The following is a 14,732-nucleotide window of genomic DNA, read 5'->3' on the forward strand; positions in this document are numbered from 1 at the left end:
CAAGAAACTTTTTTAGGAGGCGCTACAAATGAGTTTATTTGAAATGGCAAAAATCCCTATGGAGAAAGCTTCTAAACTGATCAACCTTGATCCGAATGCAGAAGCCGTTATTTCTCAACCGGAACGTACGGTTGAAGTCAGCATCCCTGTAAAGATGGATGATGGCCATGTACAGGTATTCACCGGCTATCGTTCTCAGAACAGCACCATCCTTGGTCCTGCTAAGGGCGGCGTTCGTTATCATCAGAATGTTACCATGGATGAAGTTAAGACCCTGGGCTTCTGGATGACCACGAAATGCGCAATTGCTGGTCTGCCTTATGGCGGCGGCAAGGGCGGCGTTATCGTTGATCCCCGCAAGGTTTCCAAGACTGAACTCGAAAAGATCACCCGCGGCTACATCGACAGAATTGCTCCGCTGATTGGTGAAAAGAAAGATATCCCGGCTCCTGATATGAACACCAACGCTCAGATCATGGCTTGGATGTGCGATGAATTCTCCAAGATCAACTGCCAGTTTGCTCCTGGTTTCATCACCGGTAAAGCAGTAAGCATGGGCGGCTCCCTGGGCCGTACTTCCGCTACCGGCCGTGGCGTTATCACCGCTACCCTGGAACTGCTGAAACGCGAAGGTGTTAAACCGGAAGATGCAACGCTTGCTATTCAGGGCTTCGGCAACGTAGGTTCCTGGACTGCTAAGTGCGCAGCTGATAAAGGACTGAAGATTGTTGCTCTGTCCGATATCTCCGGCGGTATCTATGACGAAAACGGCCTGGATCCGTACAAGGTAGAAGCTTATGCTAAACAACATGATGGCCTGATTGCCGGCTATCCTGGTGCAAAAGCTATCCCGGGCGAAGAAGTTCTGCTGCAAAAAGTTACCGTTCTGATTCCGGCTGCTATGGAACTCCAGCTGACCGCTAAGAATGCTGAAAAAGTTCAAGCTAAGATGATTGTTGAAGCTGCTAACGGCCCGACGGATGCAGAAGCAGATGATATCTTCGAAAAGAGAGGTATCCCTGTGGTTCCTGACGTACTGGCTAACGGCGGCGGCGTAACCGTATCCTACTTCGAATGGGTACAGAACCTGTACAGATACTTCTGGAGCGAAGAAGAAGTTGTTGAAAGACAGGAAAAGATGATGGTTAAGGCCTTCGGTAACGTTTATGACGCTGCTAAGAAGTACAATACCACCATGCGTGTAGGCGCATACATCGTAGCCCTGAATGCTCTCGTTGAACCGATGAAGCTGAGAGGCATTATCTAATTGAACCCTGTTACGGTCGTGTTGTAGAAAACACGGCGAGGAGGCATCGCCTTTGGGCGATGCCTCCTTGTTTATTATCACTTTTTCTTTAAAAAATTGAGAATCCCTCAATCTTGCTGTCTGCAAGGCTGAGGGATTCTTTCTTTTTTGAGTTTAGTCTGTTTGTTAAATTTGCAGATGCAATAAAGGGCAGGCACGGCTTAATATCCCGTTATGCAGTAGGCAGGTATGTTTTCATCAATTTAAAACCTGAGAGTTGCTGGTTCTCTCTGAGGAAGCTGGGTTTAGCACCATTGGTATTTGACATATAGCTGCGCCTTCGGCAAAAGGGAAAACACTGGTTGGTACAATTGTATGAGAAACATCTGAGCAGTTTTTTCGCAGCGGCCTCTCAACTATCAGGCTGCAGACTGCGGGCGTCATAATGCGAAAAAAGGGGCTGTCGCAAGTGACCGATTTTTAATCCCTGAAATAACTTGCTAAAGGCCCCAAATTGCCTTACTTTTTAGTTGAATATGTTTTGAGATGAAAAAAGGGCGCACGAAATTAAGCAACCCTAAGTTGCTTTTTTCGAGCGCTCTTTTTGTATCTTTTAGGCCTCTTTTTTCAGCGGATACAAGTGCAAATCCTCTTTGCCGTCTTGAACTTTGTGATGGACCTTCAGGACATTCCGTGCCATGGCACATATTCCCACTGTTACCAGGGCATTTCCTTTGCCTCGGGTTTCTAATCTTCTGACGTTTAATGAATCCTTGAGATCCGCAAAGGCTCCTTCTGCCTGTATACTGCGGTTCATCCTCAGTTCCTTACCATATTCGGAAGTAATGTTCTTCAGGGATTCTGCCCTCAGTGCAGCAAAATTCTTCGAGACCACTAATTTCTTGTTTCTTTTCTCCATGGGTGTCCTGCAATTGTTCCCATGGATGCACTGTTCCTTGTAGGGACAACCGCTGCAGTCCTTACATTCGTAATATGTTTTCTCTGACACATATCCTGACCGGTTCTTTACCTGGGTTACTTTGCTGACTTTCAGCAGTCTCCTGCCTTTACAGATATACATGTCTTGATCAGGCAAATATGTCATGTTTTCTGCTTTGCCGATGTCGTTCTTATACTTTTTCCTCTTGCTTCTTTCATAATTGTTAGGCTTGATATATGAAGTATACTGATTCTTCTTCAGCCAGACCAAGTTCTCTTCGCTTTCATAGCCTGCATCGGCTACAATGTTTGCAAATTTCTGACCGAAGTGGGCTTCAAATCCTTCAAGAAAAGGAATGAGTGTCCGCATGTCTGTTGGATGTGCACTTACATCTGCAAACAAGGTAAAACCGGAATTGTTTGCATATTGGACATTGTATCCCGGCTTTAAGGCGCCATTAAGCATGGCGTCTTCTTTCATCCTCATAAAGGTAGCATCCGGGTCTGTTTTGGCAAAGCTGTTCCGTTCCCCACAGATATGAAGCTGCTTCGTATACACCTTAAGCCGTTTGAGATAGTTAGCTAAAATCTCATAGTACTTCTGTAGGATGGTCTTTCTTTTCCCACATCCGTGAACAAACTCGATTCCCTCAGCCCGCTTTATGACAAGCAGTTTTTTTAGGAGCTTCTTTAAATGACGGATGTGGAAAGTGTTTCCGTAACAGACCTTGATTCCGAAACGTTCCTCGATTTCGGGAACCAGTTGCTCCAGTTTCTCTATGAGTTTGTTCTGGCTGCCTAAGACTCTGTTTTTCCAAACAAATTTGTATTTGTTTGCCACAGATTCAATTTTTGTCCCATCGATGAACAGGCTATCCAGCGTGATGAACCCGCGAGCCAGCAGCCATTTATCCATCTGAATCATGAGCTCCTTGATACATGGTTTTAGATGGAGGGAACAAAATCTTGCAATGGTTGCATTATCCGGAGCTTTTTTCCCATCTAAGAGGAACATGAAATGAGTGTCTCTTTTACAGGATTGCTCTATCTTACGCGAACCACGAATTCCTTCCATACATGCATAAATGACGATTTCCAGCAGCTGAATTGGTGACGTTAATTTATTCTCGACATGAGAATACGTGTCATACAATGCCTTTACATCCATCCCTTCTACCATGGCACGCACCAAGCGAACAGGATCGTCATTAGGGATTTGTACTTCAAAATTTAGAGGAAGAAAAAGTTGATAAGAACTGCCAATTTTTGTATAATCCTTTTGTGTAGGTTTCTTTTTTGGCATATTTAAATTCTACACCAAGGCGCGGTCTCATTCAATGAGGCCGCGCCTTGCTTTTACCTTGTTTTTGATACAAAAGGGGCCGTCGCAAAATGCGACAGCCCCTCGTTGAGAGTTTCCAAAGTCATGAGAGGCAGGCTCATGACTTTGACGGAAATAATTTAATTTGTAAAGAAAATTGGAGATGAGATATTTTTTCCGATTTCGTGCATATTGCGGTGGAGTAGGGTGCAGCGTATTTAAAAAGATCTTTCAGAAATCGGTTGGTGAATCTTTTTAATGCCGTGCAGGGAATCAATTTTTAATTCCAGAATCATTCCTGCGAAAATAATGATAAGTCCCAGCATGACAATAGGTGCCGGATACTGTCCCAGGAGAAGTACTACCCAGAACGGCCCCAGAATAAGTTCCAACAGAGCGAGGAGGGAAGCTCTTTGTGCCGGGATTTTCTGTACCCCAAGATTATATAATCCATAACCAGCGGCTACTTGTACAACACCCATTACAACCATAAGAATAGTTTCCTGCATTGACATGGTGAAAGCCCCGGAGATTTTCTGAGGGAAGAGCAGGAATACAACAAGTGCCGTAAAAAGATTGGCAAGGCTTGTCATTCCCAGCACGTTGGTCGTGGTAACTTTTTTGGAAGAAAGTGTCATACCCGCAAAAAAGATTCCTTCGGACGCGGCAATAAGATTTCCCAGAGAATTGGAGTCTCCCTGGCCTCCCGAAAGCATGAAGCAGAGTACGCCCAAAGCGATGACTGCGACCGGAAGTGCCTGTTTTTTGGAAAAGGAATGCTGATACAGGCAGGTCCCGAGGAAAATCCATATGGAAGCTGTGTACTGCATTCCTACACCGATTGCCGGCGAGGTCAGAGACAAGGCCAGGATAACGCTGAGGCAAAGCCCACAATAAGAAAGCAGATAGATGGGCAGCCATTTATTTTTGTTGATTTCCCGAATTTTTAAGAATGGAAGCAGCACCAGCCCGGCAATGAGGGAGCGGAGCCCACAGATAAGAAGCGGATCCAGCGTCAGATATTTGACGATTGGAGAATTGAGACTCCAGCAAAAAGCACCTGCCAGAACGAGTGCATTCCCTGAAAAGTGTAACTTTTGTTTCAATTTTCTCATCCCTTTTTTAAAAATTGAGTTTTTTGAAAATTCTTGTTGAAATTCAATCAAGATTAAAATATAATCATGATTGAAAAATTGCTTATCTGTATTATAGACAGTCTCGAGAAAAATGTCAATCATGATTGAAAAAAATAGGAGGGCCCATGAAAGGAGAAGAAAAACTGATTTCCCATAAAGGAGAGGATATGACAATCCGGCAGAAAAGAACGCTCATATATTTTGTAGAAGCGACTAAACAGATTCTGCAGCGGGATGGTTTCCACGGACTTACTATTCGTACGATTGCTGAACAAGCCGGTTACAATTCAGCAACCCTTTACCATTATTTTGCAGACCTGGATGAGTTGATTCTTTTTGCTTCTGTCGGATTTTTAAGGGATTATGTGATGCTGCTTCACAAACAAATCACGCCGCAGATGACTGCAATGGAAAAGTACCATACAATTTATCGCTGCTTCAATGAGATCGCTTTTCAGTATCCGGAAATCTTTTACAATATGTTTTTTGGACCTCGTTCCGGTAATCTGGAAATGGTGATTAAAATATACTATCAAGTTTTATATCCTGAAGAACTTGAAGGTATTCCGGATGCATCGACGAGGCGGATGCTTTTAAGAGGTACGTTGTTCGACCGCGACATGATCATTATGGATGAGTTAGTTAATGAGGGCACTTTGCAAAAGGATAGGGTACCGCTCCTTTTGGATGCCATCATTTCGCTGCATGAGCGTTATATCCATCAAGCTTGCCTGCTGAAGGGTACGCTTGACATCAAAGCTCATGAGCAGCGCTTTGAAAAAACGTTTGATTTTATTCTGGATTTGGCCGTACATGTGAGGAGTGAGGATTCCTCGTTTTCAGGCCATCACAAGTAGAACAGGTTTTATGAAAGGAGTTTCGAAATGAGTGAACATGATCAGGAAAAATCCAAGGGGCTGTCACTGCATGCCCTGAACCCGATGGTCCTTTTGGCCATTATCATGCTGCTCGCGTTTGTTGCTTCGTATATTGTTCCGGCTGGCGAATACGCCCGCGTAATGGATCCTGTAATCAATAAGAAAGTAGTGGATCCGGCTTCGTTTCATTATGTAGAGCAGCACCCAGTCGGCATCTTCTATCTCCTCCAGTCTCTGACCCTGGGTCTTCAGAATGCTACAGAAATTATTTCTTTCTTGTTTATTATCGGCGGTATGTTCGCCATTATGGATGCAACGGGAGCGACCGGTGCCGGCCTTTCCAATATTGTAAAGAAGATGAGGGGCCGCGAGCTGTTGATGATTCCGGTTTGCATGGTTCTTTTTGGATGCGGCTCCTGCTTTGCAGGCAACTTTGAAGAGTTCCTTGCTTTTATGCCTCTCGTGATCGGGGTCTGTGTAGCTATGGGGTTTGACTCCCTGACGGCTATCGGGGTAGTCTTCTGTGCGGCTGCTTCCGGGTATGCCGGTGCCGTAACCAACCCCTTTACGGTCGGTGTGGCTCAGGGGATTGCAGGACTTCCGATGTTCTCCGGACTTGGCCTGCGGCTCGTATTGTTTGCCACTCTGATTACCGTATCTATCCTTTATGTGATGTGGTATGCTCGTAAAATCAAAGCAAATCCGGAAGCAAGTACCGTCCATGAAGAAGATATGAAATATAACCAGCAGCTGGATATTGAAGAAATTCCGGTCATGACGACTCGCCACAAACTGGTATTGTTGATGTTTTTATTAACCATCATTGCCGTTATTGTAGGTGTTTTGAAATTCGACTTTTATATTAATGAAATGGCAGGACTTTTCCTTGCATGCGGGCTGATCAGCGGCGTTATCGGCGGGTTGAAACCCGGGGAAATTGCCGATGCTTTTCTGAAGGGCTGCGGCAACCTTCTCTTCGCTAATATTGTCATTGGTATGTGCAACGGTGCTACGCTTATCATGCAGCAGGCACACATCATGGATACGATTATTCATGCCCTCGCAGGGCTGCTGAACGGACTTCCGCCTGTGCTGAGTGCCTGCGGTATGTTCGTAGTTCAGGATATTTTCAACGTACTCGTTCCTTCCGGCAGTGGTCAGGCTGCCATTACCATGCCGCTGATGGCACCGCTCGCTGACCTCATTGGACTTACGCGTCAGACTGCAGTGCTCGCCTTCCAGATGGGCGATGCTTTTACCAACGTGCTGGCACCGACCAGTGGTGAAGTTGTGGCTGCCTGCGCCATGGCCCGTATTTCCTTCGGTAAATGGTTCAGATGGCTCCTCCCGCTTTTTGCGCTGTGGTGGGTTGTCGCTTTCATCTTCATGACCATTGCGGTTCAGATTCACTATGGTCCTTTCTAAGGAGTGAGTGTCAACTATGGAAACTTTAGAAACGTTAGCTCAGCACCCTGTATTTCGCCATTTTTTTGAAATTTGCAGGATACCTCATAATTCTCATGAAGAAAAGCAGCTTAGTGATTCCCTTTTTGCCTGGGGCAAAAAAAGAAATTTTTCGGTCTGGCAGGATGCAAGAAATAATTTGCTGCTCCGCCGTGAAGCTTCCCAAGACGCTGCGGATAAACCCGGCCTGATCCTGCAGGCGCATCTGGATATGGTCTGCCAGAAGGCACCCGGCATCGAACATGACTTCACATCAGATCCGCTGACACTTGAAGTCAAAGGAGATTTGCTTTCCACGGGCGGCAGAACCACATTGGGTGCCGACGATGGCATCGGTGTTGCACTCGGCCTTGCTCTTCTGGAGGAAGATTTGCCGTCCCATCCCGAAATCGAAGTACTTTTAACCACAGATGAAGAAGATACTTTCAGCGGGGCGGATGGGGTGGATTTTTCTAAAATTCATGGCAGACAATTGCTGAATTTGGATAATGCCCAGGAATCACATGCCATTACAGGCAGTGCCGGAGGTTTTGCTGTGGAGTGGCAAAGACCCAACACAATGGTACCTGTGACTGAAGAAACGTCCTGGATTTCTTTACAAGTCAAAGGGATGATTGGCGGTCATTCCGGTGAAGATATTCATCGCGGCAGAGGAAGTGCTATTGCTCTTTTGACCCGTCTTTTGGCAGCAGCGGAAGAAACGGCCCCGGTACGGATTGCTTCTTTGAACGGGGGTTCCTTCCGGCTGGCACTTGCCCGCGATGCCAAAGCGGTCATTGGCGTTTCCAGGGAGGCTGCACCAAGGGTCATGGCGGCTCTTGAAAAAGCAAAACAAAACCTGCTTCGCGAGTACCTTCATACAAATCCGGAACTTGCTGTCGCACTGGAATCACGCAGCGAGGAAGTATCTCAGGCACTCACTGAGGCAGATTCAAAGTCTCTCATCCAGTTCCTCGTGCTGGCTCCGCAGGGAATCCAGGAGATGGAAGGATTGGAAACATTTTCAGTCAGGACATCGGCCAATTTGGGTGAACTTTCCCTTGAACCGGATCATACGGCAAAGGCGGTCTGGGAAATCCGTTCTACCTTTGATTCCGGAAGCCGGTCTGTCTATCAAAAAATTCAGGCTCTTGCTGCTCTGGTCGGCGGAACCTGCCATACCTTTGGCGCTTATCCGGGATTCCCTCACCGGACCGATTCCCCGCTCCGGGAGCGTGTGCTTCAGACGTACTCAGAGGTTACCGGTGAGAAGATGACTGCTGCTCCTGTCCACTGCGGCTTGGAGTGTGGCTGTTTCATTGCCCATTGCCCGGAACTTGACTGCCTTTCCATCGGACCCAATGAGTGGAACCTGCATTCACCGGAGGAAAGTCTGAGTATTTCTTCGACACTGCGTATGTATGAAGTCCTGAAAACATTGATTTCTGCGATGGCGAAGAAATAAAGCAGGAGATGTAAAAAAATATAAAGAGGCGCTTATGGCCTATGGCATTTAGCCTCGTCTGCAGCAGTATGGCAAGGCTTTTGATTCAAATAAAAAATAAAACCTGAAATTTAGCAGATAGCCTAAATTTCAGGTTTTATTTTTATAAGTTCGTAGGAAAATGCCCTGGTTGTTATCAAGACAGATAATTTTTGGTCACACGTGTCATCTGCTTTTCTGTCCATTTTTTTAGTAATGTAGTACAATAAAGAAAAATATACTTGGAGGGGGGACTTACCAATGACAGAACAGATGACACTGGAAGCGCTGGAAAAAGAACCGGTGTTTCATTATTTTCTGGCGCTGTGCCGCATTCCGCATCCCACGTTTCAGGAAAAACTTTTGAGTGACACCATTTTCACCTGGGCACGGAATCAGGGTTTTACCTGCCGGCAGGATGCTTACCATAATCTGTATATCCGCAAACCGGCTTCGACGGGACGTGAAAAAGAGCCGGCCGTTATGCTGCAGGCCCATCTCGACATGGTTTCTCAAAAAGCACCTCATGTTGTCCATGATTTCGCCAAAGATCCAATACCGGTGAAGCTTGAAGATGATCTTCTGACAACGGGGGGCCGGACGACGCTGGGAGCTGATGATGGGATTGGAGTAGCGCTTGCTATGGCCCTGCTCGCGGCAGACGATTTTTCTCATCCGGAATTGGAAGTTCTCTTTACTACGGCTGAAGAAGACGATTTCAGCGGCGCCTTGAATGCCGACGTATCGTGGTTCCATGCACCCTATGTGATTGATCTCGATAACGCGTCGGAACACCATGCGACTACGGGCAGTGCCGGCGGCTGCTGCGTTCGCTATGAACGGCCTGTGACTTATAAAAGGACGACGGCTTCCTTTGCGTTCGTACGCTGCCATGTAGGCGGCATGCGGGGCGGTCATTCCGGAGAAGATATCCATCGGGGACGCGGCAGTGCTATTGAACTGTTGACTCGTATGATGGCAGAAGCAGAAAAAATAGTGACGCTTTATCTAGCAGATTTAAAAGGCGGCAGTTTCCGTATTGCCATTTCACGGGATGCCTCGGCAGTCCTCGCTTTCCCTGCAGATGCCCTGCAGAAGGTCATGGCGCTTTGGAAAAAGATGGGTGAGGCCTTCAAGGTAGAGTACGGTGCCGTAAATCCTGACCTTTTCATTCAGACAGAAGTATTGCCTGATGAGCGCTTTGAAGTTCTTACCGCGGAAGATACGCGGGCTGTTTTGTGTTATTTGCTGCTGGCACCCCAGGGGATTGTTGAGATGAATGGTATGGTACCAGGTGTTGTCCAAAGCTCTGCCAACCTTGGCGAGGCAAGATTGGAAAGAGAAAAATCCCGGTTTGTGGCAGTTTCGGAACCGCGTTCTTCGTTTGCTTCGCGGCGTGATGCTATCGTTGATAAAATGCGGCTTCTGAGTCAGCTTTTTGGTGGAACCATCGATGTTTCCTGTGTGTATCCGGGCTGGCCGGACAATCCGGATTCCCAGCTGAAGAAAATGGCAGTTTCCTGCTATCGTAAGCTATACGGGGAAGAACTTGCAGCTACACCGGTTCATGTCGGTTTGGAATGTGGATTTTTCCTGGAAAAACGCCCTGAACTTGATTGTATTTCCATCGGTCCGGACGCGGGCAACCTCCATTCTCCGCAGGAATTTGTCAGTATTTCTTCTACGCGAAGAGTGTTCGCATTCCTTAAAGAACTAATCGGAAAAGCGGTTGAATAAAGTAGAAAAAGGGGCTGTGAAAAATAAAAAAGCGCTTTTGGCTTTTGGCCTATAGCATATAGCCTCGTCTGCAGCAGTATGGTAAGGCTTTCGATTCATGTAAAATATGATATAAAACCTGAAGTTTAGCAGATAATCTAAATTTTTTTATTTAGCCTTGCCTTCGGCAGAGTGGTCCATCACCCACCGCTTTCCGGAAGGCCCGATGTCATCGGGCCTTCCGGCGGTCCCCCTCTCTTCAAGGTCGCGTGGCGACGTCGAAGAGGGTCTCCTTGGTCATTTTTCTTCCACGGGCGGGAGGCGGACGGCGGGCTGCGGAAAGCGTGAAAAAGGGACTGCGAAATGATGCACACGCATTATTTCACAGCCCTTTTTATTGCCCGTATAATTGTGTCAGCCATTTCCCACTAGCCGTTCATCACCTTTTTAGGCTGCTTTTCCAACAATCTATGGATTTCTTTGGATACAATGCTCGCTACACTTTCCAGTTCCTTCTTTTTATAACGGGCCGTCAGATAAGCGATACCGATGCGGCGTCTGGCCAGCGGTGAAGTAATCGGGTAGAAACGGACGTGATTCCGTTTTTCATCAATGGAGGGGAGGAGCGTGCTTGGAAGAAAACCTACGCCGTAATTGTGATTAATCAGCGTGTAAACTGTATCGAGGTTGTCTGATTCGTATACGGAGCGAGGCTGAAAATGAAAGCTGCTGCAAATGGCTTCTGCAAAATCATGAAATTTAAGACCTTTCCGCAGCAGTACAAAGGGTAGATGACGGAATGCATATAAGTCAATTTTATCTCCATCCCAGGCGGATTTAGCAATATTCACTGCTTCTTTATTTTTCTCGGAAAAGGCAAAATATGCATATTCTTCATAAATGGGCAGAAAACTGATTTCCTGGTGGTATATGGGTTCAGGAAAAATGCCTATATCCAATTTGTGTAAGACAATCTGGCTTTCCAGAAGTTCCGATCTTCCTTCGGTAATTTGAATGTGGGATTCGGGCATTTTGCTGCGGAGAACATCAATCATCGGTGCAAGCACGTACTTCCCGTAAAACTGAGAGGCTCCGATCGTCAACAGGTTGTGTTTTCCCCAGCGGTACTTTTCCATCTCCTTTTCCAAATTATGTATACTGCCCAAAATATCTTGAGCGCGTTCTACGAAAACTTTTCCCGCCGGTGTAAGTTCTACTTTTTGGGTATTTCGATAAAAAAGGGTGCATCCCAGACGATGTTCGAGCCGACGGATGTATTGGCTGAGCGCAGGCTGGCTTACCATGACAAGCTTTGCCGCCTGTGAAAAGCTGTGGGTCTGGGCGACGGCGATTACATACTGCAGTTCACGGCTGTCCATCTCTGCATCCCTCATTATAATATCACATTATAAAACTATTATAATTAAATATTATACGAAATGCAAGAGGTGTGATACCATAATTTCAGAAAATTCAGAGGCAATGAGCCAACCTGGAATAAGAATTGTCTGAAGCTGTATTTGGAAAGGGGAACTTGAAATGAAAGAGAATATCACTCAAAAATTGATCCGCATGCATCTCGCTAAGCCGGCCGAACTGGTGCCGGGAAACGAAATTGCATTGACAGTGGATCATACGCTGACCCACGATATCAATGCTGTTATGGCTTATCTGGCTTTTGAGGCGCTGGAAGTGCCTCGTGTCAAGACGAAACTTTCCGTGAGCTATGTAGATCATAACTTGCTGCAAGTTGATAACAAGACCCCGGACGATCATATTTATCTGCAGACCCAGGCTAAAAAACAAGGCATCGTGCTTTCTAAGGCTGGTAATGGTATCTGCCACGCTCTGCATTGTGCACGGTTTGCCAAGCCTGGCTATTTGCTTTTAGGCGGCGACAGCCATACCCCGAGCTGCGGTGCTGTTGGGATGCTTTCCATCGGTGTCGGCGGTATGGATATCGCAACGGCGCTCGCCGGGCTGCCTTATGTACTGCGCATGCCGAAAGTTGTTAAGGTTGAACTGAAGAATCATCTCCGTCCCGGTGTGGCCGCAAAGGATATTGTTCTTGAAATGCTGCGCCGCGTATCTGTGAAAGGCGGTACGGGCAAGGTGTTTGAATATGTGGGAGAAGGGGCCGCATCCCTCTCTGTGCCGGAACGCATGACCATTACGAATATGGGTGCCGAAATGAATGCGACAACGTCCATTTTCCCTGCTGATGAAACGGTTCGCGCCTATCTGGCTGCTCAGGGAAGAGAAGAAGATTATAAGGAAATTCTGCCGGACCCCGGCTGTACGTATGATGAAGAAATGACTATTGACCTCAGTACGCTGGAACCTCTGGTTGCGTTGCCGGATCTGCCGGATAACGTCGTCACGGTGTGGGAAGCTCCGAAGAAAAGAGTGCAGCAGGTTTATATCGGAAGCTGCACGAACGGCTCCTATTCTGATTTTAAGAAAGCAGCGCTGGTACTGAAAGGACACCATGTAGCCGAGGATGTCAGTCTTGTCTGCGGCGTCAGCTCCCGTCAGATTTACCTGCAGCTGATGAAGGACGGTGTCATTGCCGACTTGATGACGGCCGGTGCCCGTTTCCTGGAACTGGCCTGCGGCCCTTGCTGCGGCATTGGCTGTGCTCCCTGCACGAAGGGAATTTCTGTTCGTACTTCCAACCGTAACTTTAAGGGACGCAGCAGTACGCCGGATGCCAAACTGTTCCTCGTGAGCCCTGAAACAGCGGCTGCTACAGCGATTACCGGTGTCCTGACGACGGCGGAAGAAGTGATGGATGATGTTTCCGTGCTGGCAGATGTCAAGGAACCGGAAACCTATCCGGTTGATGACAGCCTGTTCCTGAAGCCGGCTCCCGCAGACAATGATGTACAAATTATTCGTGGACCGAATATCAAGCCGCTGCCGGTCGCAGATCCTCCGGAAAACGAACTGAGTGCCCAGGTCAGCCTGAAAGCACGTGACAATGTGTCGACCGATGATATCACGCCGGCCAGTGCCAAGTTTTCCTCCATGCGTTCCAATATGCCGGCTATGGCCGAATATGCATTTTGCCGCTATGACCCGGAATTTTCCAAGCGTGCCAAGAGCATGGGAAAGAGCTTTATCGTCGGTGGGGCTAACTATGGCCAGGGCTCTTCCCGTGAACATGCAGCGATTACTCCGATGTATCTCGGCGTGAAGATGATTATTACCAAGAGCTTTGCCCGTATCCATAAAGCCAACTTAATCAATCATGGTATCATTCCGGCCGTTTTTGCGGATCCGTCTGATTATGACAAGATTGACCAGAGTGATGTACTGACGATTCACGGTCTGCGTGATCACATGCCGGAAAAAGAATTGACTGTGGAAGATGAAACCAAACATTTCAGTTTTAAGATTCGTCTTGAATTGAGCGATTTGGAAGTACAAATTCTGCTCGCGGGCGGTAAGTTGAGATATACCAAAAAACTGTTAGCTGAGAATAAGTAATTGATGTCTGGGGAAAGGATGGATATTTTATGTACGCATATGTAGGATGCAGAACCACTGAAAAACGCCATGCCAGAGGCAAAGGCATTTCTTTCTACAAGATTGATGAAAATGGGAATTGGACACTTCAAAATATCACGAAGATCCTGGACAATCCGTCTTATTTATCTTTTGATCGGAATAAAAATTTTCTGTACACCGTTCACGGTGACTTTCATGAAGTAAGTGCTTTTAAGGTCCATGCAGACGGTAATCTGGAATTTCTCAATACGGTAGATTCTCAAGGACGGAATCCTGTCTATATTACTCCTTCGCTGAATAATAAGTTCCTGTTCTGTGCTTCCCTGCAGGGCGGCGCCGTAGCAAGCCTTCCGATTCGTGCGGACGGCAGTCTCGGAGAAGCTGTGTATGTAGAACATCTGGAAGGATTGACGGAAACGGGTGTATCCCACGCTCATCAGTGCCTGCTGGACCATACGGGCAAGTTCCTGCTCGTTCCGACTCAGGCCCGCAAGATTGGATATGAACGAGTCTGGGTACTGCGCGTGGATCAGGAAACGGGCAAAATGACTCGTGCCGACATCCAGGATGCCCGTACCTATGATGAACCCAGACACATCGCATTATCACCGGATAATAAGAGAGCTTACCTCGTGAATGAAAAGGGAAACAGCGTTCGTTTCTTCAACTTTGATGATACGACGGGCAAACTGACGCCGCTTCAGGTAACCCCGTCTCTGCCGGAAGATTACGTCGGCCAGGGACAGGCCAGCGCTATCCTGGTTCATCCTAACGGCCGCTTTGTGTATGAATCCAACCGAATCCATGAAAGCATTGCTGTATACCGTGTTGAGGAGCCGTCCGGTTTTCTGCGGATTGAACAATTTATTTCCTGTGAAGGCAAGACACCGCGCTTCATTACTTTCAGTCCCGACAATAAGGAACTTGTGGTAGCTAACGAGGATTCCGATACGATTAAATTCTTTGCCATTGATGAAAAGACGGGGAAACTGACCTTTACCGGCAAGACCGTCGCTACGGAAAGCCCGACAAGCCTGGTATTCAAATAAGGAGGAACAGT

Annotated in this window: 10 protein-coding genes; 7 read left to right on the forward strand and 3 right to left on the reverse strand. The window is 47.1% G+C overall.

Going from position 1 to position 14,732, the window contains the following annotated elements; all coding sequences use genetic code 11:
* Positions 1 to 28: 28 nt before the first annotated feature.
* Positions 29 to 1,267, forward strand: coding sequence for a Glu/Leu/Phe/Val dehydrogenase (locus tag LKE33_05710; GenBank protein MCH3950414.1), 1,239 nt, complete (start codon positions 29 to 31; stop codon positions 1,265 to 1,267).
* Positions 1,268 to 1,859: 592 nt separating this feature from the next.
* Here the strand turns inward: LKE33_05710 and LKE33_05715 are convergent.
* Together LKE33_05715 and LKE33_05720 are read right to left on the reverse strand one after the other, a co-directional pair.
* The gene (locus tag LKE33_05715; GenBank protein ID MCH3950415.1) at positions 1,860 to 3,488 is read right to left on the reverse strand and encodes an IS1182 family transposase; all 1,629 of its coding nucleotides are present in this window, start codon (positions 3,486 to 3,488) and stop codon (positions 1,860 to 1,862) included.
* 236 nt (positions 3,489 to 3,724) lie between these two features.
* The gene (locus LKE33_05720) at positions 3,725 to 4,612 is read right to left on the reverse strand and encodes a DMT family transporter (GenBank protein ID MCH3950416.1); all 888 of its coding nucleotides are present in this window, start codon (positions 4,610 to 4,612) and stop codon (positions 3,725 to 3,727) included.
* Between the two features lie 155 nt (positions 4,613 to 4,767).
* Between LKE33_05720 and LKE33_05725 the strand changes: the two genes are divergently transcribed.
* From LKE33_05725 to pepD (LKE33_05740), 4 genes are all read left to right on the forward strand, one after another.
* A complete protein-coding gene (locus LKE33_05725) occupies positions 4,768 to 5,499 on the forward strand; it encodes a TetR/AcrR family transcriptional regulator (GenBank protein MCH3950417.1) in 732 nt (243 codons plus the stop codon).
* Positions 5,500 to 5,526: 27 nt separating this feature from the next.
* Entirely contained in the window at positions 5,527 to 6,945 is a 1,419-nt protein-coding gene (locus LKE33_05730) for a YfcC family protein (protein MCH3950418.1), read from the forward strand.
* A 16-nt stretch (positions 6,946 to 6,961) separates the two neighbouring features.
* On the forward strand, positions 6,962 to 8,428 hold the full coding sequence (pepD, locus tag LKE33_05735; protein ID MCH3950419.1) for a beta-Ala-His dipeptidase: 1,467 nt from the start codon (positions 6,962 to 6,964) through the stop codon (positions 8,426 to 8,428).
* A gap of 279 nt (positions 8,429 to 8,707) precedes the next feature.
* Positions 8,708 to 10,183: a beta-Ala-His dipeptidase gene (gene pepD, locus LKE33_05740; GenBank protein MCH3950420.1), complete on the forward strand. Its 1,476-nt coding sequence runs from the start codon at positions 8,708 to 8,710 to the stop codon at positions 10,181 to 10,183.
* Positions 10,184 to 10,590: 407 nt separating this feature from the next.
* Here the strand turns inward: pepD (LKE33_05740) and LKE33_05745 are convergent, their stop codons facing one another.
* Positions 10,591 to 11,541, reverse strand: coding sequence for a LysR family transcriptional regulator (locus LKE33_05745; GenBank protein ID MCH3950421.1), 951 nt, complete (start codon positions 11,539 to 11,541; stop codon positions 10,591 to 10,593).
* 160 nt (positions 11,542 to 11,701) lie between these two features.
* On the opposite strand from LKE33_05745, the gene LKE33_05750 reads away from it, so the two are divergent.
* Positions 11,702 to 13,651 carry an aconitate hydratase gene (locus tag LKE33_05750; GenBank protein MCH3950422.1) on the forward strand — a complete coding sequence of 650 codons (1,950 nt, stop codon included), beginning with the start codon at positions 11,702 to 11,704 and terminating at the stop codon, positions 13,649 to 13,651.
* A 29-nt stretch (positions 13,652 to 13,680) separates the two neighbouring features.
* Positions 13,681 to 14,721, forward strand: coding sequence for a lactonase family protein (locus tag LKE33_05755; protein ID MCH3950423.1), 1,041 nt, complete (start codon positions 13,681 to 13,683; stop codon positions 14,719 to 14,721).
* Positions 14,722 to 14,732: the final 11 nt, after the last annotated feature.

It is taken from the genome of Acidaminococcus sp., assembly GCA_022482815.1.
In the GTDB taxonomy this organism is placed as follows: Bacteria; Bacillota; Negativicutes; order Acidaminococcales; family Acidaminococcaceae; genus Acidaminococcus.